General features: G+C 71.3%; 12 protein-coding genes and 1 tRNA gene. 3 read left to right on the plus strand and 10 right to left on the minus strand.

From position 1 onward, the window contains the following. Window positions 1-96: 96 nt before the first annotated feature. Genes JWR33_RS02930 through polA form a run of 3 tightly spaced genes read right to left on the minus strand, consistent with a single transcriptional unit; the run spans window position 97 to window position 4,977 of the window. The gene (locus JWR33_RS02930; protein WP_297409308.1) at window positions 97-1,770 is read right to left on the minus strand and encodes a DUF885 domain-containing protein; all 1,674 of its coding nucleotides are present in this window, start codon (window positions 1,768-1,770) and stop codon (window positions 97-99) included. Window positions 1,771-1,779: 9 nt separating this feature from the next. Further along, a complete protein-coding gene (locus JWR33_RS02935; protein WP_297409310.1) occupies window positions 1,780-2,241 on the minus strand; it encodes a PTS sugar transporter subunit IIA in 462 nt (153 codons plus the stop codon). Window positions 2,242-2,292: 51 nt separating this feature from the next. Continuing rightward, window positions 2,293-4,977 carry a DNA polymerase I gene (gene polA / locus JWR33_RS02940; protein WP_297409311.1) on the minus strand — a complete coding sequence of 895 codons (2,685 nt, stop codon included), beginning with the start codon at window positions 4,975-4,977 and terminating at the stop codon, window positions 2,293-2,295. Window positions 4,978-5,030: 53 nt separating this feature from the next. On the opposite strand from polA, the gene JWR33_RS02945 reads away from it, so the two are divergent. Then, complete coding sequence (locus JWR33_RS02945; RefSeq protein ID WP_297409313.1) at window positions 5,031-5,456, plus strand: hotdog fold thioesterase; 426 nt, start codon at window positions 5,031-5,033, stop codon at window positions 5,454-5,456. Between the two features lie 168 nt (window positions 5,457-5,624). Further along, complete coding sequence (locus tag JWR33_RS02950; protein ID WP_297409315.1) at window positions 5,625-6,539, plus strand: DUF559 domain-containing protein; 915 nt, start codon at window positions 5,625-5,627, stop codon at window positions 6,537-6,539. Between the two features lie 97 nt (window positions 6,540-6,636). Here JWR33_RS02950 and JWR33_RS02955 read toward each other — a convergent pair whose 3' ends face one another. Beyond that, on the minus strand, window positions 6,637-7,245 hold the full coding sequence (locus JWR33_RS02955) for a response regulator (protein WP_297409317.1): 609 nt from the start codon (window positions 7,243-7,245) through the stop codon (window positions 6,637-6,639). Window positions 7,246-7,295: 50 nt separating this feature from the next. Between JWR33_RS02955 and JWR33_RS02960 the strand changes: the two genes are divergently transcribed. Next, window positions 7,296-7,378, plus strand: a tRNA-Leu gene (locus JWR33_RS02960). A 242-nt stretch (window positions 7,379-7,620) separates the two neighbouring features. Here the strand turns inward: JWR33_RS02960 and JWR33_RS02965 are convergent. From JWR33_RS02965 to trpA, 6 genes are all read right to left on the minus strand, one after another. Then, a complete protein-coding gene (locus JWR33_RS02965; protein ID WP_297409319.1) occupies window positions 7,621-8,391 on the minus strand; it encodes an alpha/beta fold hydrolase in 771 nt (256 codons plus the stop codon). A gap of 5 nt (window positions 8,392-8,396) precedes the next feature. Then, window positions 8,397-9,839 carry a pyruvate kinase gene (gene pyk, locus JWR33_RS02970; protein WP_297409321.1) on the minus strand — a complete coding sequence of 481 codons (1,443 nt, stop codon included), beginning with the start codon at window positions 9,837-9,839 and terminating at the stop codon, window positions 8,397-8,399. Between the two features lie 44 nt (window positions 9,840-9,883). Beyond that, complete coding sequence (locus tag JWR33_RS02975) at window positions 9,884-11,341, minus strand: glutamate synthase subunit beta (protein WP_297409323.1); 1,458 nt, start codon at window positions 11,339-11,341, stop codon at window positions 9,884-9,886. Between the two features lie 44 nt (window positions 11,342-11,385). Continuing rightward, window positions 11,386-15,909 carry a glutamate synthase large subunit gene (gltB, locus tag JWR33_RS02980; protein ID WP_297409370.1) on the minus strand — a complete coding sequence of 1,508 codons (4,524 nt, stop codon included), beginning with the start codon at window positions 15,907-15,909 and terminating at the stop codon, window positions 11,386-11,388. Window positions 15,910-16,173: 264 nt separating this feature from the next. After that, window positions 16,174-17,151 (minus strand): prolipoprotein diacylglyceryl transferase, encoded by a 978-nt coding sequence (lgt, locus tag JWR33_RS02985; protein ID WP_297409372.1) that lies wholly within the window; start codon window positions 17,149-17,151, stop codon window positions 16,174-16,176. Window positions 17,152-17,160: 9 nt separating this feature from the next. Then, a complete protein-coding gene (gene trpA, locus JWR33_RS02990) occupies window positions 17,161-17,946 on the minus strand; it encodes a tryptophan synthase subunit alpha (RefSeq protein ID WP_297409374.1) in 786 nt (261 codons plus the stop codon).

Below are 17,946 nucleotides of genomic sequence, written 5' to 3' on the forward strand. Positions count from 1 at the left end.
AACGCGGATGAGGAGTGGTCTCCACCCGCAGACGACGGCCGTTGGACGGGCGACCGTAACGGCGCCCCCCGACGGGCGGTCCCGGGCGGCACCCGGTCATCGGCCGAGGAGCGCGAAGCGCAGGGTGTCGAGCCCCACCCCGCCGATGTCCAGGGCCCGGCGGTGGAAGCGCCTGATGGAGAACTCGGTGCCCTCGCGGCGCTGGGTCTCGTCCCGCAGCTGCTCCCAGATGCGCTGGCCCACCTTGTAGGCGGGCGCCTGGCCGGGCCAGCCCAGGTACCGGTTCGACTCGAAGCGCAGAGACGCCTCGTCCCAGCTCGAGTTGGCCCGCATGAAGGGGAAGACCTGATCCCCCTGCCAGGTCCCGCCGTCCGGATGCGGCTTGCCGAGGTGCACGCCGAGGTCGACCACGACCCGGGCCGCGCGGAGGCGCTGTGCGTCGAGCATCCCGAAGCGGTCGGCGGGGTCGTCGAGGTAGCCGAGGTCGTCCATCAGGCGCTCCGCGTAGAGGGCCCAGCCCTCCGCGTGCCCGGAGGTGCCGGCGATGCGCCGCCACGAGTTGAGCTGCGCCTTGTTGTAGGTGGCGATGCCGATCTGCAGGTGATGCCCCGGCACCCCCTCGTGGTAGACGGTGGTCGTCTCGTGCCAGGTGTCGAACTCGGTGACACCCTCGGGGACCGACCACCACATGCGCCCCGGGCGGGAGAAGTCGTCGGACGGGCCGGTGTAGTAGACGCCGCCGGTCCGGGTCGGCGCGATGCGGCACTCGAGGGCGCGCACCTCGGCCGGGATGTCGAAGGAGGTGCGACCCAGGTTCTCGATCGCGCGATCGCTGAGGTCCTGCATCCAGCGCTGCAGGGCATCCGTGCCGGAGAGCTTCCGGCTGGGATCCTGCTCGAGGTGCGCGATCGCCTCGGCGACGGTCGCGCCGGGGACGATCTCCCGGGCGATGGCCTCCTGCTCCTCGACCATCCGCCGCAGCTCCTCGAGCCCCCACTCGTAGGTCTCGTCGAGGTCGATGGCGGCGCCGAGGAAGCCGCGCGAGGCCAGCGAGTAGATCTCCCGGCCGACCCCGTCCTCGTCGCGCGCGTGCGGAGCGAGCTCTCGCTCGAGGAAGTCGGCGAAGTCGCCGTACGCGGCGGCAGCGGACGTCGCGCCCACCTCCAGGTCCCGGCGGAGGGCATCCGACACCGGCACGCCGCCGACCTGTGCGCCGCCGGTGAGGGTGAAGAAGAAGCCGTCCGCCGCCGCGTGGCCGCGGGCCTGCTTCGCCACCTCGCGCACCTGGCGCACGGCGGGCACGGTGCCGCTGTCGATGCCGCTGCGGAGCGTCTCGATGTAGCCGCCGAGCGCCGCGCCGACGTTGCCCAGGCGCTCGGCGACGTGCGCCCAGCCGCCCTCCGTGGCCGTGGGCATCAGGTCGAAGATCTCGCGGATGTCCTGCGCGGGCGAGGCGATCACGTTGAGGTCCCTGAGATGGAAGAGCGCCTCGTGCTTCTCTCCCGCGAGGTCCAGCTCGCGCCCCAGGTCGGCCTTCGTGACGGCGTCGACCGGGTCCGCGGCCCGCGCCTGCGTGAGCTCCTGCCGGGTTCGGCGCGTGGCCTCGAGAACGCGCTCCGCGCCGGCCGGGGAATAGTCGGTGTAGCCGCCCTCGTTGCCGGGCCTGCCCAGCCAGATGCCCTGCTCGGGCGACAGCTCGACGAGGGTGTCCACCCAGCGGTCGGCGATGCGGTCGATGTCGGTGCTCTGGCGCTCGGGGGTCCCACTCACCCGACGAGCCTAGGCGGACTCGCCGCCGCCGAAGAGGACGCGGATCTCGGCAGGATCGGTGGCGGAGCGGAGCCGCTCGGCGAGGGCCGGCTCGAGCAGGATCTCCGCCAGGCGCGCGACCAGGGCCACATGACCGCCCGCCGAGGCGGCGATGCCGACGCAGACGCGGACCGTGTCGCCGTTCCAGTCGACCCCCTCCGGGAAGCCGAGCACGACCATCGCACTGCGCGACACCGCGTCCTTGCCGCCCAGCGTCCCGTGCGGAATGGCCACGCCCTCGCCGATGTAGGTGGACACCGCGTGCTCGCGCTCGAGCATGGACTCCAGGTACGCCCGGGTCACGGCACCGGAGGCGACCAGCGCCTCGCCGCACTGGCGGACGGCGTCGAAGCGGTCGAGCGCGGTGCAGTCCAGCCGGATGGCCGAGTCGCCGAGCAGCTCGGTCAGCGGCCGCCGCGTCGCGCCTGCCATGCCGTCCCCCGTCTCCGCGTCCTGTCCATTCTGCACCCGCGGTGCCGGCGATCAGTGTGCGGCGGCGTCCCAGTTGTCGCCACGGCCGACCTGCACGTCGAGGGGCACCTTGAGCTCCGCGGCGTGGGCCATCCGGTTCGTCACGATCGCCTCCAGGGCATCCCACTCCCCCGCTGCGACCTCGAACACGAGCTCGTCGTGCACCTGGAGCAGCATGCGCGAGCGGAGGCTCCTGGCGCGCAGGTCCGCGTCGATCCGCATCATCGCGAGCTTCATGACGTCCGCGGCGGAGCCCTGAATGGGCGCGTTCAGCGCCTGCCGCTCCGCGTTGTCGCGGAGCACCCGGTTCGGGCTGTTGAGGTCGGGGAACGGGCGTCGGCGCCCGAAGATCGTCTCGGTGTAGCCGTCGGCCCTGGCCTGCTCCACCACGTTCCTGAGGTAGTCGCGCACGGCGCCGAAGCGGGCGAAGTAGTCGGTCATCAGCTGACGGGCCTCGCTCGTGTCGATGCGCAGCTGCTTGCTGAGGCCGAATGCGCTGAGGCCGTAGGCCAGGCCGTAGGACATCGCCTTGACCTTGGTGCGCATGACGGGGGTCACCTCGACCGGGTCGACGCCGAACACGCGGGACCCCACGAACCGGTGCAGGTCCTCCCCCGCGTCGAAAGCCTCGATCAGGCCGGCGTCCTCCGAGAGGTGCGCCATGATCCGCATCTCGATCTGCGAGTAGTCGGCGGTGAGGAGGGTCTCGTAGCCCTCGCCCTTGGTGAACGCGGCGCGCATCCTCCTGCCCTCGTCGGCGCGGATGGGGATGTTCTGGAGGTTGGGGTCGTTGGAGGAGATCCGGCCGGTGGTGGTGCCGGTCTGCACGTAGGTCGTGTGGATTCGCCCGTCGGTGTCGATGCCGCGCTCGAGCGTGTCGATGATCTGGCGCAGCTTGCTCGCGTCGCGGTGCTGCAGGAGCAGGTCGACGAACGGGTGCGGGTGGGAGTCCATCAGGTCGGCGAGGGAGTCCGCGTCGGTCGAGTAGCCGGTCTTGGTCGACCGCGTCTTCGGCATGCCGAGCTCCTCGAAGAGCACCTGCTGCAGCTGCTTGGGCGAGCCGAGGTTGAGCTCGTGCCCGAGCACCTCGTAGGCCTGCTGGGCAAGGTCCTCGATGCGGCCGCCGAGCTCGCTGGAGAGGCCGGCGAGCAGCGGGGCGTCGATCGCCACCCCGTTCGCCTCCATGCGGGCGAGCACCTGCAGGGTGGGGATCTCGATGTCGGTGAGCACCCGGGTGTCGCGCTCGTCGAGCACGTGCCGCAGGGCGTGCACGGTCCGGCCGAGGAACCAGGCGTCGGTCGCCACCCCGGCTCCCTCATCCGCGGACACCAGCTGGTTGGGGTCCGCGATCGGCAGCTGTTCGGTGAGATAGCGGAGCACGAGGTCCGACAGCGTCTTGTCGATGCCGCTCGGCCGCAGCAGCCAGCCGGCCAGCAGGGTGTCGAACACCAGCCCGCCGAGAGCGAGACCCGCCGTTGTGAGGGCCTTCACCTGGGGCTTCGCGTCGTGCATCAGCTTGGGCGAGTCGGCCGCCAGCCACTCCTCGAATGGCGCGAAGTCCGCACTTCCGGCGACCCAGGGCAGAGTGACGGACTCGGTGCTGCTGGCGAGGCCGATCGAGAGCACCCGCCCGCCTGAATGCTCGATCATCACGGCGAGCCCGGTCGGCTGCTCCTCGGCGCTGCGCCGCAGCCACGCCGCGAGGTCCTCGCCGGTGAGATTCTGCGGGGTGGGTGTCGGCGGTGCGACGCTCGGCTCCTCCTCCAGCGCCGCCTCGGGGGTGTCGGCTGAGGACGCCGAGCCCGACTCGCCCTCGAGCTTGAGGACCCGGTCGAGGATGTTGCGCATCTGCAGGCCGCCGAGGACATCGCGGACGGCCTTGATGTCGAGCGGCTTGCGCTCGAGGTCTGCGGGGCCGAGCGGCAGCTCCAGGTCGGTGACCAGCCGGTTGAGGCGGCGGTTGCGCTCCACCCGGTCGCGCTGCTCCCGGAGGTTGTTGCCGACCACGCCTTTGATCTCGTCGGCGCGGGCGAGGATCTCCTCGAGGCTGCCGAACTGGAGCAGCCACTTGACGGCGGTCTTCTCCCCCACCTTGTCCACGCCGGGCAGGTTGTCGCTCGTCTCGCCCACGAGGGCCGCGACGTCGGGGTACTGCCACGGCTCGATGCCGTAGCGGCTGTGCACCTTCTCCACGTCGTAGCGGGTGAGGTCGGTCACGCCCTGACGGGACGGGTAGAGCAGGGTCACGTCCTCGTTGACCAGCTGGATGGCGTCCCGGTCGCCGGACACCACGAGCACCTTGTAGCCCTGCTCCGTGCCCCGCTTGGCGAGGCTTGCGAGGATGTCGTCCGCCTCGTAGTCCTCCATCGACATCGTCGGGATGTTCATCGCCTTGAGCGCGTCCTGCAGCAGCGGCACCTGACCCACGAACTCGGCCGGGGTGTCCCCCCGGGTGCCCTTGTACTCGGGATAGTCGCGGGTGCGGAAGGACGCCCGGGACAGGTCGAAGGCGACGCCCAGGTGGGTGGGCTTCTCCTTCTGCAGGAGCACGAGGAGCATCGAGAGGAAGCCGTGGATGGCGTTCGTGTGCTGCCCGCTGGAGGCCTGGAAGCTGTCGACGGGGAGGGCGTAGAACGCCCGGAAGGCCAGCGAATGACCGTCGATCAACAGGAGGGTAGGCTGATCGGGCTCTGACACCATGCCAGCCTAGCCGCGGCCGCGGACAGTCTTCCGGGGCCGGAGAGGACCCGATGACGACCTGGCCCGAGGACCTGGACCCGCAGCTGGTGGAGCGTCTGGTGACCACCGGCGGCGGCGAGCTCTCGCGCAAGATGGGCATCGAATTCGTCGAGCTGTCGGCCTCGCACTCGGTCGCGCGGATGCCCGTCGAGGGCAACAGGCAGGTCGTCGGCCTGCTGCACGGTGGCGCCCACGTGGTGCTCGGCGAGTCCCTCGGATCGATCTCGTCGGCGATCCACGCGGGCCCGGACCGCTACGCGGTGGGCATCGAGATCAACGCGACGCACTCTCGGTCGGTCACCTCGGGCTGGGTGACCGCCACCTGCGACGCCCTCGTGCTGGGCCGGACCCTCGCGACCCACGAGATCGTCGTGCGTGACGAGGAGGGCCGCCGGCTCTCCACGGTCCGCATGACGAACCTCCTCCGCGACAAGTAGCCGCGCCCGGCGCCGCCCCGTCTCCGGGTGCGGGCTTCCTCCCCCTCTCCCCCGCCGACTTGCCACTTAATTACGCTCTCCGACCCCAGAAGCGTCATTTTCTGGCAAGTCGGTCCTGGGGTGTGGACAGGGGGCGCGGCCAGGCGGGCGGGGCGGCACTCTGTGCGGATGCTCTCGCAGGAACCGCTTCCGCAGCCCCTCGATCGCACTCCGTTCAGTGTCGCGGAGGCGAAGCGGGCAGGCGTCCGGCACCGACGCCTGTACCGGCCGGACCTGGCCCGGCCGTTCCACGGCGTGCGGTCCGCTTCGGGGGAGACCTCTGACGCCCGCACCCTCTGTGAGGCGTTCCTGCCGAGGCTGCGCACCGGGCAGTTCTTCAGCCATACGACGAGTGCCCGGCTGCAGGGGATCCCGCTGCCCTTGCGACTCGCCGAGGATCGGCGGCTGCACGTCTCGGTGCTGGCGCCGGGCCGAGCGGTGCGCACCACGGGCGCGGTGGGGCATCAGCTGATCGCCCGCACCGGGCTCGTCGTCCTGAGCGAGGGGCTGCCGATCGCGAGCCCTCTCGAGTCCTGGTGCCAGCTCGCCACCCTGCTGACGGTCGACGAGCTCATCGATGCGGGCGACTTCCTGGTCGGCCGGCCCTCGCGTAACACCCACGGCATGTGGGCGGCGATGGCGGCAGCCGTGAGGTCGGACGACCGACCCTGCGTCGGGCGGCTCCGGGACGCGTTCGCCGAGGTGCGCCCGGGAGTGCGCTCTCCCGGCGAGACGCGCCTCCGGCTGCTCCTCACCCGGGCGGGACTGCCCGAACCGCTGCTCAACGAGGTCATCCGGGACCAGGACGGACGCTTCGTAGCGGAATGCGACCTGGTGTACCGGGCACAGCGGCTGGTTCTCGAGTACGAGGGCGACTACCACCGCACCGACGCCCGCACCTTCCGGAACGACATCGTGCGCAGGGAGCGGCTCGACGACCTCGGCTACCGGACGCTGCGCGTCACCGTGGACGACCTCAGGCAGCGCCCGGAGGAGACGGTGGCGCGGGTGCAGGCCCGCTTGACCGCCGCAAGCCCCGCGTGAAGGGAGCCACTTGCCACTTGATGACGCTTTTCGGGGTGATAAGCGTCATTAACTGGCAAGTCGACCCTGGTGGCGAGGACCGGAGGGGCCGGGCGGGCTACTTCTTGGCGTTCAGCTGCTCGATGATGGCCTGGGCCACGTCGCGCATGGTGAGGCGGCGGTCCATGGAGGCCTTCTGGATCCAGCGGAAGGCGTCGGGCTCCGAGAGGCCCATCTTCTCGTTGAGGAGGCCCTTGGCGCGGTCGACCAGCTTGCGGGTCTCGAAGCGCTCGACCATGTCCGCGACCTCGGCCTCGAGGGTGACGATCTGCTGGTAGCGGCTGAGCGCGATCTCGATGGCGGGCAGCAGGTCGTTCGGCGTGAACGGCTTGACCACGTAGGCCAGGGCGCCCGCCTCGCTCGCCCGTTCGACGAGCTCCTTCTGACTGAAGGCGGTGAGCAGAACGACGGGAGCGATGTGGTTCTTGGAGAGCCGCTCGGCGGCGGAGATGCCGTCCAGCTGCGGCATCTTCACGTCCATGATCACGAGGTCGGGACGCAGCTCGGTGGCGAGGGCGACCGCGGTCTCACCGTCGCCCGCCTCGCCGACGACCTCGAATCCGTTGTCCTGGAGGATCTCGACGATGTCGAGCCGGATCAGGGACTCGTCTTCGGCGACCACCACTCTGCGAGGGGCAGCCGCGGGGGCCTGAGGCTGATCTGTCACGGGGAGAGCCTACGGTATGGTGGGCGACGCCGACCTCGCCCGTCGGCAGGGCCGGTGTGGCGGAATGGCAGACGCGGGGCACTCAAAATGCTCTGTCCGAAAGGGCGTGTGGGTTCGAGTCCCACCACCGGTACGCCGCGACGCACCGCCTCCGGCGGGCGACGTGGCGTGCGTGGGCGAGAAGCACACCGGGGCCCCGCCGGCCCGGGAGCCGCGTAGCGGCGGACGGCCGGACGGTGGGGACGGGTTCGACCCTCAGCAGGCATTCCTCCCGCCAAACGCCTGCACGGCCCCCTTCTGCCTGCTGGAGCCGATTCTGCCTGCTGAGGGATAGGAGACGGCGCGCATCCCCGAGCCGGCGGTGCGCCGGCGGGCCTACAGCCCGGCGAGCAGGGCTGCCGCGACCGCGTCCGGGGCCTCCACCGCCGCCTGGTGCCGCACTCCGGGGAGGACCACCGACGTCACGCCCGGGGCCTGCACCAGGGGCCGCATCGCCTCGGCGGTCGCGACGGGGTCGTGCTCGCCGCGCACCGCGAGCACCGGGACGGTCAGCCCGGCGATCCGGTCGCGCACGTCCCAGCCGCCGAGCGCCTCGCAGCAGAGGGCGTAGCTCTCGTCGTCGGTCGCGGCGACGCCGGCCAGCACCCTGCCCACCGTGTCCGGATCGGCCGCAGTGAAGGCGGGCGTGAACCAGCGCTCGGCGAGCCCGCCCACCAGCGAGCCGGTGCCGGAGCGCCGGACCACGACCGCGCGGTCGCGCCAGCCGGACGGCTCGCCGATGCGCGGCGCCGAGCAGAGCACCGCGACGCCGCTCAGCCGCTGCGGCCAGGTGATGGCCAGCTCCTGGGCGACCGCGCCGCCGAGCGAGAGTCCGGCGATCGCGAAGCGCTCGTGCCCGAGGGCGTCGACCGCGTCGAGCACTCCGGCCGCGAGGTCCTCGATCGCGAACGGGTCCTCGGCGAGGGCGGACGCGCCGTGCCCGGGGTGGTCGATGCCGACCACCTGCCAGCGATCGGCGAGGAGTTCGGCGGCCGCACGCCAGTCCTCGTGGCTGCCGCCGAGGCTCGCCAGCACCACGAGGAGCTCACCTGCACCTTCAGCCGAACCGGCGAGCGGGGTCGCCGTGAGGACCGGCTGCGCGGCCACTGGCCCTACTCGGCCCAGGCGGGAGCGGCGCCGCTCACGGCGTCGCCGATGCGGTGCACGCGGACGTCGTTGGTGGAGCCGGGGATCCCGGGAGGGGATCCGGAGATCACGACGACGGTGTCGCCCGGCTCGGCGAGCCCTTCGCGGAGCAGCACCTCGTCGACCTGATGGAACATCGCGTCGGTGTGCTTCACGCGCGGCACGAGGAACGACTCGATGCCCCAGGTGAGCGCCATCCGATTGCGGATGCCCGGCTCGGGCGTGAAGGCCTTCATCGGGATCGGTGAACGCAGTCGTGACATGCGGCGGGCGGAGTCGCCCGACTCGGTGAATACGCAGAGGTACTTGGCGTCGACGAAGTCGGCGACCTCCGCGGCGGCCAGCGTCATGGCGCCGCCCTGGGTGCGCGGCTTGGTCCCGAGCGGCGGGATGCGGTCGAGACCGTGGTCCTCGGTGGACTTCACGATGCGGGCCATCGTCTGCACCGTGACGACCGGATACTCGCCCACGCTCGTCTCGCCGGAGAGCATGACCGCGTCGGCGCCGTCGAGGACGGCGTTGGCCACGTCGGAGGTCTCGGCGCGGGTCGGCACGGGGCTGTGGATCATCGACTCGAGCATCTGGGTTGCGACGATGACGGGCTTCGCCATCCGGCGCGCCATCTCGATCGCCTTCTTCTGCACGATCGGCACGGCCTCGAGCGGCAGCTCGACCCCGAGGTCGCCGCGGGCGACCATCAGCGCGTCGAACGCGTCGATGATGCCCTCGAGGTTGTCGACGGCCTGCGGCTTCTCGATCTTCGCGATGACCGGGACCCGGCGGCCCTCCTCATCCATGATCTCGTGCACCCGCTGGATGTCGCTGGCGTTGCGCACGAAGGACAGCGCGATGAAGTCGGCGCCGATCCGGAGGCCCCAGCGGAGGTCGGCCTCGTCCTTCTCGGAGAGCGCGGGAACGTTGACGGCCACGCCGGGCAGGTTGATGCCCTTGTTGTTGGAGACCGGGCCGGCGACGATCACCTCGGTCGTCACGACGGTGCCGTCGGTCTCGAGCACCTTGACGCGCACCTTGCCGTCGTCGATCAGCAGGAAGTCGCCGGCCTTCACATCCTGGGGCAGGCCCTTGAACGTGGTGCTGACGAGCTCCTTGGTCCCGGGGACATCCTCGGTGGTGATCTTGAAGATGTCGCCCTCGGCGAGCTCGTGCGGCCCGTTGCTGAAGCGTCCGAGCCGGATCTTCGGTCCCTGCAGGTCGACGAGGATGCCCACGGCCTTGCCGCTGTCCTCGGCCGCCTTGCGCACGTTGGCGTAGACGCCCTCGTGCACCGTGTAGTCACCATGGCTGAGGTTCAGCCTCGCGACATCCACGCCGGCGTCGACGATGGCCCGGATCTGCTCGTAGCTCGAGGTGGCGGGCCCCAGGGTCGCCACGATCTTGGCTCGTCTCATGCGTGCGATGTCCTTCGAGTTGTCGGCGGCGCGAGTGCGCCGGATCAGACCGCGATCGCGCGGTCGGTGGGGCGAACGGGGAACGGAAGCTCCGTCTCCCCCTCCAGGTAGGTGTCGACCGCCGCAGCGGCCGCGCGCCCTTCCGCGATGGCCCAGACGATGAGCGACTGCCCGCGGCCGGCGTCCCCCGCGACGAACACGCCGGGAACGCTGGTCTGGTAGTCGCCACCGCGCTCCACGTTACCCCGCCCGTCGAAGGGCACCGCCAGCTGCTCGTCGAGGTCGCGGCTCTCCGGGCCGGTGAAGCCGAGGGAGAGCAGCACGAGGTCTGCGGGGATCTCCCGCTCGGTGCCGGCCTTGGGCACGCGCCGGCCGTCCAGGTATTCGGTCTCGGCGACGCGCAGCGCGCGCACGTTGCCCTCACCGTCGTCGAGGAACTCGACGGTGGAGGCGAGGAACATCCGCTGGCCGCCCTCCTCGTGGGCGCTCTGCACCTCGAACAGGGCCGGGAACATCGGCCACGGCTGCGAGTCGGTGCGCTCCCCCGGAGGCTGCTTGCCGATGGCGAGGGTGGTGACCGATGCGGCGCCCTGCCGGTGAGCGGTGCCGAGGCAGTCGGCCCCGGTGTCGCCGCCGCCGAGGATCACCACGTGCTTGTCCTCGGCGAGGATCTGGCCGGGCACCGGGTCGCCGGCGACGGCGCGGTTCGCCTGCACGAGGTACTCCATGGCGAAGTGCACACCGTCGAGGTCCCGGCCCGGGATGGGCAGGTCGCGCGGCACCGTTGCGCCGGTGGCGACGACCACGGCGTCGTAGCGGGCCCGGAGGTCGCTCCAGGTGATGTCGACGCCGATGTTGACGCCGGCCCGGAACCGGGTCCCCTCGGCCTGCATCTGGTTCAGCCGCGTGTCCAGGATGCGCTTCTCCATCTTGAACTCGGGGATGCCGTAGCGGAGCAGGCCGCCGATCCGGTCGTCGCGCTCGAAGACCGCGACCGTGTGCCCGGCGCGGGTGAGCTGCTGGGCGGCGGCGAGGCCGGCGGGTCCCGAGCCGACGACGGCCACCGTCTTGCCGGTGAGGCGCTGAGGCGGGTGCGGCTCGACCCAGCCGTTCGCGAACGCGTCCTCCGCGATCGCCGCCTCGACCTGCTTGATGGTCACGGCGGGCTGGTTGATGCCCAGCACGCAGGACGCCTCGCACGGCGCAGGGCAGAGCTTGCCGGTGAACTCGGGGAAGTTGTTGGTCGCGTGCAGGCGCTCCACCGCGGCGCGGTCCTCGCCGCGCCACATGAGGTCGTTCCACTCGGGGATGAGGTTGCCGAGCGGGCAGCCCTGGTGGCAGAACGGGATGCCGCAGTCCATGCAGCGGCCGGCCTGACGGCGGAGCATGGCAGGGTCGTGCGGCTCGTAGACCTCCTTCCAGTCCATGATGCGGACGGGGACGGGCCTGCGGGGCGGCAGCTCGCGCTGCCGGACCTTGAGGAAGCCCTTCGGATCAGCCATGGGTTCCTCCTTCCGTGCTGGGAGGCGGCGTCGCGGCGAGAAGCTCAGCCATTCGTCACCTCGAGGATTCTGGTCCAGACCACGTCGCCGTCGGGATCGAGTCCCTCGGCGACCGCGGTCTGGCGGGTGGCGAGCACCGCGGCGTAGTCGCGCGGGAACACCTTGGTGAAGCGGGCGACCACCGCGGGGAAGTCGGCGAGCATCGACTGGGCCACGCTCGACCCGGTCTCGGCGAGGTGCCGCTCGAGGAGGTCCCTCAGGATCTCGGCGTCGGCACTGCCGAGCGCCTCCAGTTGGAGCTCACCGGAGGCGAGCGCCTCGCGGTTCACCGTGTCAGGGTCGAGGTCGACGACATACGCCGTGCCGCCGGACATGCCTGCGCCGAGGTTGCGGCCGACGGCGCCGAGGATCACGGCGAGGCCGCCGGTCATGTACTCGAGCGCGTGGTCGCCGACTCCCTCCACCACCGCGGTGGCGCCGGAGTTGCGCACGAGGAAGCGCTCCCCCACGATGCCGCGGAGGAACAGGCTGCCCAGGGTGGCGCCGTAGCCGATCACGTTGCCGGCGATCACGTTCTCCTCGGCCACGAAGCCCGCCTCGGCGGGCGGCCGGAGGATGACCGTCCCCCCGGAGAGCCCCTTCGCCACGTAGTCGTTGCTGTCGCCGATGAGGCGCAGGGTGATGCCGCTGGGCAGGAAGGCGCCGAGCGACTGCCCGGCGGAGCCGCGCAGGGTGATGTCGATCGACCCGTCCGGGAGTCCGTTGGCGCCGTGCCGCTTGGTGACCTCGTGTCCGAGCATCGTGCCAACGGCGCGCTCGGTGTTGCGGATGGGCAGGTCGATCTCGACCTTGCCGCCATGGTCGAGCACGTCGGCGGCGAGCAGGATCAGCCGGTTGTCGAAGTGCTCGTCGAGCTCGTGGTCCTGAGCGACCCTGCCGTAGCGAGGCTCCTCCGCGGAGAACCTGGGTCCGACGAGGATCGGCGCGAGGTCGAGGCCGTCCGCCTTCCAGTGCGCGACCGCGCGGTCCACGTCGAGGAGGTCGTTGCGGCCGATGATCTCGTCGAGGGTGCGGTAGCCGAGCTTGCTGAGCAGCTCGCGCACCTCCTGGGCGAGGAACTCGAAGAAGTTGATGACGAACTCGGGCTTGCCGGTGAAGCGGGCCCGGAGCTCCGGGTTCTGGGTGGCGACGCCCACCGGGCAGGTGTCGAGGTGGCAGACGCGCATGAGGATGCAGCCCTCCACCACGAGCGGGGCGGTGGCGAAGCCGTACTCCTCGGCGCCGAGGAGCGCCGCGATGATCACGTCGCGCCCGGACTTCATCTGACCGTCGACCTGCACCACGACGCGCTCCCGCAGCCCGTTGAGCATGAGGGTCTGCTGCGTCTCGGCCAGACCGAGTTCCCACGGCGTGCCCGCGTGCTTGAGCGAGTTGAGGGGGCTGGCACCGGTCCCGCCGTCGTGCCCGGAGACGAGCACCACGTCGGCCTTGGCCTTCGCGACTCCCGCCGCGACCGCGCCGATGCCGTTCTGGCTCACCAGCTTCACGTGCACCCGGGCCGCCGGATTGGCCCGCTTGAGGTCGAAGATCAGCTGCTTGAGGTCCTCGATGGAGTAGATGTCGTGGTGCGGCGGCGGCGAGATCAGGCCGACGCCCGCGGTGGCGTGCCGGGTCCGGGCGATCCAGGGGTACACCTTGCCGGGGGGCAGCTGGCCGCCCTCCCCGGGCTTCGCCCCCTGGGCGAGCTTGATCTGGATGTCGGTCGCGTGGGTGAGGTACATGCTGGTCACGCCGAACCGGCCGGAGGCCACCTGCTTGATCGCGCTGCGGCGCTCGGGGTCGAGCAGCCGGTCGACATCCTCGCCGCCCTCGCCCGTGTTGCTGCGGCCACCGAGGCGGTTCATCGCGATGGCGAGCGTCTCGTGGGCTTCCTTGCTGATCGAGCCGTAGCTCATCGCGCCGGTGTTGAAGCGGCGGACGATGCTCTCGATCGGCTCCACCTCATCGAGCGGGACCTCGGGGCGACGCTCGGTGCGCAGCCGGAACAGGCCGCGGAGGGTGCGCAGGCTCTCCGCCTGCTCGTCGACCAGCGCGGTGTACTCCCGGAAGATGTCGTACCGGCGGTTGCGCGTGGCGTGCTGCAGCCGGAACACGGTGTCGGGGTTGAACAGGTGCGGCGGGCCGCCCCGGCGCCAGGAGTACTCGCCGCCGACCCAGAGCCGCTCGTGCGCCGTGCTCGAGGGGTCGTCAGGGTAGGCCGCCGCATGCCGGGCGGCGTTCTCCGCCGCGATGACGTCGATGCCGACGCCGCCGAGCTTGGAGATCGTTCCCGTGAAGTACTGGGCCACGAACGCCTCGGCCAGCCCGACCGCCTCGAACGCCTGGGCGCCCGCGTAGGAGGACACCGTGGAGATGCCCATCTTCGACATGATCTTGAGCACGCCCTTGCCGAGCGCCTTGATCACGTTCTTCACGGCCTGCTCGGGGCTGAGCCCGGAGAGCCGTCCCGCGCGCACGAGCTGCTCGGCGGTCTCCATGGCGAGGTAGGGGTTCACCGCTGAGGCGCCGTAGCCGATCAGGAGCGCGATGTGGTGCACCTCGCGCACGTCGCCGGCCTCGATCACGAGCCCGACCTTCATCCGGTTCTCGCGCCGGATGAGGTGGTGGTGCACGGCGGCGGTCATCAGCAGCGACGGGACGGGCGCCAGGTCGGCGGTGGAGTCGCGGTCGGAGAGCACGATGAACTTCGCCCCGTGCTCGATCGCCTCGTCGACCTCGGCACACATGGCGGCGATGCGCCGCTCGAGCGCCTGCTGCCCGTCGTCGACCCGGTAGAGGCCACGCACCGTGGTGGTGGTCGCGCTGCCGTGCGAGGGGTCGATGTGCTGGATCTTGGCCAGCTCGTCGTTGTCGATCACCGGGAAGGACAGCACCACCTGACGGGCGTGCTCCGGTCCGGGCTGGAGCAGGTTCGGCTCAGGACCGAGGCCGGTGCCGAGCGAGGTGACGACCTCCTCGCGGATCGAGTCGAGCGGCGGGTTGGTCACCTGCGCGAACTGCTGGGTGAAGTAGTCGAAGAGGAGCCGGGGCCGGTCGGAGAGCACCGCGATCGGCGTGTCAGAGCCCATCGCGCCGAGCGGCTCCGCGCCGGCCCGCGCCATCGGCTCGAGGAGGATGCGGACCTCCTCCTCGGTGTAGCCGAAGGTGCGCTGACGGCGGGTGACGGAGCTCTGCGTGTGCACGATGTGCTCGCGCTCGGGCAGGTCCTCCAGGTGGATGCGACCCTCCGCGAGCCACTCCGCGTAGGGGTGCGCCGCGGCGAGGTCCGCCTTCAGCTCGTCGTCCTCGATGATGCGGCCGGCGACGGTGTCGACGACGAACATCCGGCCAGGACGGAGCCGGCCCTTCTTCACGATGCGGGCGGGATCGATGTCGAGCACGCCGATCTCGCTGGCGACCACGACGAGGCCGTCGTCGGTGACGAGGTATCGGCCGGGGCGGAGCCCGTTGCGGTCGAGGGTCGCGCCGACGACGGAGCCGTCGGAGAAGGTGATCGCCGCGGGACCGTCCCACGGCTCCATCAGCAGCGAGTGGTACTCGAAGAACGCGCGACGCTGCGGGTCCATCGCCGGGCTGTTCTCCCAGGCCTCCGGCACCATCATCATCACGGCGTGCGGCAGCGAGCGCCCGGTGAGGCTGAGCAGCTCGACGACCTCGTCGAAGGACGCGGAGTCGCTGGCACCGGGGGTGACGATCGGCAGCAGCGGCCCGACATCGCCGAGCAGCTCGGTCTCCAGCTGCGACTGGCGGGCCTGCATCCAGTTGCGGTTGCCCTGGATGGTGTTGATCTCGCCGTTGTGGGCGATCATCCGGAACGGCTGCGCGAGCGGCCAGGACGGGAACGTGTTGGTGGAGTACCGGGAGTGCACGAGTGCGAGGGTCGACGCGAAGCGCTCGTCGGACAGGTCGGGGTAGAAGGGCTCCAGCTGGAGCGTGGTGACCATGCCCTTGTAGACGAGCGTGCGGCTCGACAGCGAGCAGAAGAAGGCGCCGTGCGCCCGCTCCGCGCGCTTGCGCAGGCGCATGGCCTGCCGGTCGAGGGCGATGCCGCTGAAGGGAACGCCGTCGGCGGTGTGCCGGCGACTGGCCACGAACAGCTGACGGAAGGCGGGCATGGCGCCGCGCGCCAGGTTGCCGATCTCGTCCGGCTCGTGCGGCACGTCGCGCCAGCCGAGCACGGTGAGGCTCTCCTCGTCGGCGATCACCGCGATCGCGTCCTGCAGGCGCTTGCGCTCGGCAGCGTCGGTGGGCAGGAACGCGAGGCCGACGGCGTACTGACCGGCCGGCGGCAGGTCGAAGTCGACGACCGCGCGGAGGAAGGCGTCCGGGACCTGGGTGAGGATCCCCGCGCCGTCGCCCGTGCCGGCGTCCGAGCCGACGGCTCCGCGGTGCTCGAGGTTGCGCAGGGCGCCGAGGGCGGCGGTGATGATGTCGTGGCCGGCCGTTCCGCGCATGGTGGCGACCATCGCGAGGCCGCATGCGTCACGCTCACCGGCAGGGTCGTACATGCCCTGCGCGGGCGGCACCGTGGAGAAGGCGCGGTACGGCGACGGGACACTCGGCTGCGACGCGGAGATCGTGGACATCGGCGGGCCTCCTCACGGGAACGATGCTCGAACGGGACGGCGGTGGCCCGGGATGGAAACGTACGGAAGGTCAGCTTTCCATTGTGCAGCAGGGGACGCGCCGCAGGCGCGGCGGGGGGAAGGCTCGCAGGCAGGAAGTCGACGCGATGCGGCGGGAATCCCGGTCGGATCCGCTCCGCCCGGCGTTCAGGACCTGCCGGAACCCGCCGTCCGGGACGCCGTGCTTGTGGCGGGCGCACCCGGGACTGGCGAGGCGGCGTCGGTGCCGTCGTCCTCGAAGTCCTTGGCGGTGTAGCGCGATTCTATCGCGTCGGGGCGAGTCCACTCGCGGCCGGCCAGGTAGGCTCCCGGCTCGACTCCCGGGTGCCGCCTCCGCTGCACGAGGAAGAGCACGATCCCGAGGACCACGGCGACGATCGCGCCCCACACGTTGACGCGCAGGCCGAGGATCACCTCGCTGGGGTCGACGCGGATGGACTCGAACCAGATCCGGCCCGCGCCGTACCAGACGAGGTAGAGCGCGAAGAGCTTGCCCCACTGCAGCCGGAACTCGCGCTGGAGAAGGAGCAGCAGGACCCCGCCGAACGCGTTCCAGAGGAACTCGTAGAGGAAGGTGGGGTGGAACAGGGTGCCCTCGGGCAGCCCTGCCGGGAAGGCCGGGTTGGTGGACGGGATCTCGAGCCCCCAGGGGAGGTCGGTCGGCTGGCCGTACAGCTCCTGGTTGAACCAGTTGCCGAAGCGCCCGATGGCCTGGGCGAACAGCAGTCCCGGAGCGAGGGCGTCCGCGAAGGTCCAGAAGCGGATGCCGGTGAGCCGGCAGCCGATCCAGGCTCCGACCGCGCCGCCGATCAGACCGCCGAAGATGGCGTTGCCGCCCTCCCAGATGTAGAGGATCGCGAGGAGGTCCTTGCCGTCGCCGAAGTAGTCGGCCGGGTGGGTGAACACGTGGTAGAGCCGTGCCCCGACGATGCCGAGCGGCACTGCCCAGAGCACGATGTCCACGACGACGCCCGGCTCGGCGCCCCGCCGCGTCATGCGCCGGGAGGTGAGCAGCAGGGCCACCACGATGCCCAGCAGGATGCACAGCGCGTAGGTGTGGATCGTGAAGATCCCGAGGGTGAAGGAACTCCACTCGGGAGGCGGGCTCGGCAGGCTGCGGGGCATCACGATGGCTCAGGCTACTACGCCGGAAGCGAGTCGGGCGGCCGTCGCAGCCGCCCCGCCGACGCCTCCCTCGGCCAGTGCCGACACGAGCGCCGAGCCCACGATCGCGCCGTCCGCGTACTCCAGAACCTCCCGGACCTGCTCCGGTGTGGAGATGCCGATGCCGACGCAGGCGGCGTCGGATCCGGCCTCACGCAGCCGGCCGACCAGCCCGCGCGCGGCACGGTCGACATCGGCCCGGGCGCCGGTGATGCCCATCGTGGAGACCGCATAGACGAAGCCGCGGCTGTGCCGCACCGTGTTCGCCAGGCGCTCCGGGCTCGACGACGGCGCGGCGAGGAACACCCGGTCGAGGCCGGTGCGGTCGGACGCCGCGAGCCACTCCCCGGCCTCGTCGGGGATGAGGTCGGGGGTGATCAGCCCGGCGCCGCCCGCGGAGACCAGGTCGTCCGCGAACCGCTCGACGCCGTATTGCATGACCGGATTCCAGTAGGTCATGAGGAGCACGGGGGCGGCCACGCGCGAGCGCACCGCGGCGACCGCTTCGAAGCCGTGGCGCAGCCGGAAGCCGCCCGCGAGGGCCCGCTGGGTCGCGGCCTGGATGACCGGGCCGTCGATCACCGGATCCGAGTAGGGCAGGCCGAGCTCCAGCACGTCGACGCCGTTCTCGACCAGGGCGACGGCGGCGTCGATGCTGGTGGCCAGGTCGGGGAAGCCGACCGGCAGGTAGCCGACGAGCAGGCCCCTGCCCGCCGCGCGGCGCTCGGCGAGCAGTGCGCCGACCGAACTCTCGAT

Source organism: Naasia sp., from assembly GCF_025465545.1.
In the GTDB taxonomy this organism is placed as follows: domain Bacteria; phylum Actinomycetota; class Actinomycetes; order Actinomycetales; family Microbacteriaceae; genus Naasia.

What these genes read in the sequence shown, in the direction of transcription:
- JWR33_RS02935 (WP_297409310.1), bottom strand. Translation starts at nt 2,241, where the DNA reads ATGGCAGGCGCGACGCGGCGGCCGCTGACCGAGCTGCTCGGCGACTCG.
- JWR33_RS02945 (WP_297409313.1), top strand. Translation starts at nt 5,031, where the DNA reads ATGACGACCTGGCCCGAGGACCTGGACCCGCAGCTGGTGGAGCGTCTG.
- JWR33_RS02950 (WP_297409315.1), top strand. Translation starts at nt 5,625, where the DNA reads ATGCTCTCGCAGGAACCGCTTCCGCAGCCCCTCGATCGCACTCCGTTC.
- pyk (WP_297409321.1), bottom strand. Translation starts at nt 9,839, where the DNA reads ATGAGACGAGCCAAGATCGTGGCGACCCTGGGGCCCGCCACCTCGAGC.
- JWR33_RS02975 (WP_297409323.1), bottom strand. Translation starts at nt 11,341, where the DNA reads ATGGCTGATCCGAAGGGCTTCCTCAAGGTCCGGCAGCGCGAGCTGCCG.
- gltB (WP_297409370.1), bottom strand. Translation starts at nt 15,909, where the DNA reads ATGTACGACCCTGCCGGTGAGCGTGACGCATGCGGCCTCGCGATGGTC.
- lgt (WP_297409372.1), bottom strand. Translation starts at nt 17,151, where the DNA reads ATGCCCCGCAGCCTGCCGAGCCCGCCTCCCGAGTGGAGTTCCTTCACC.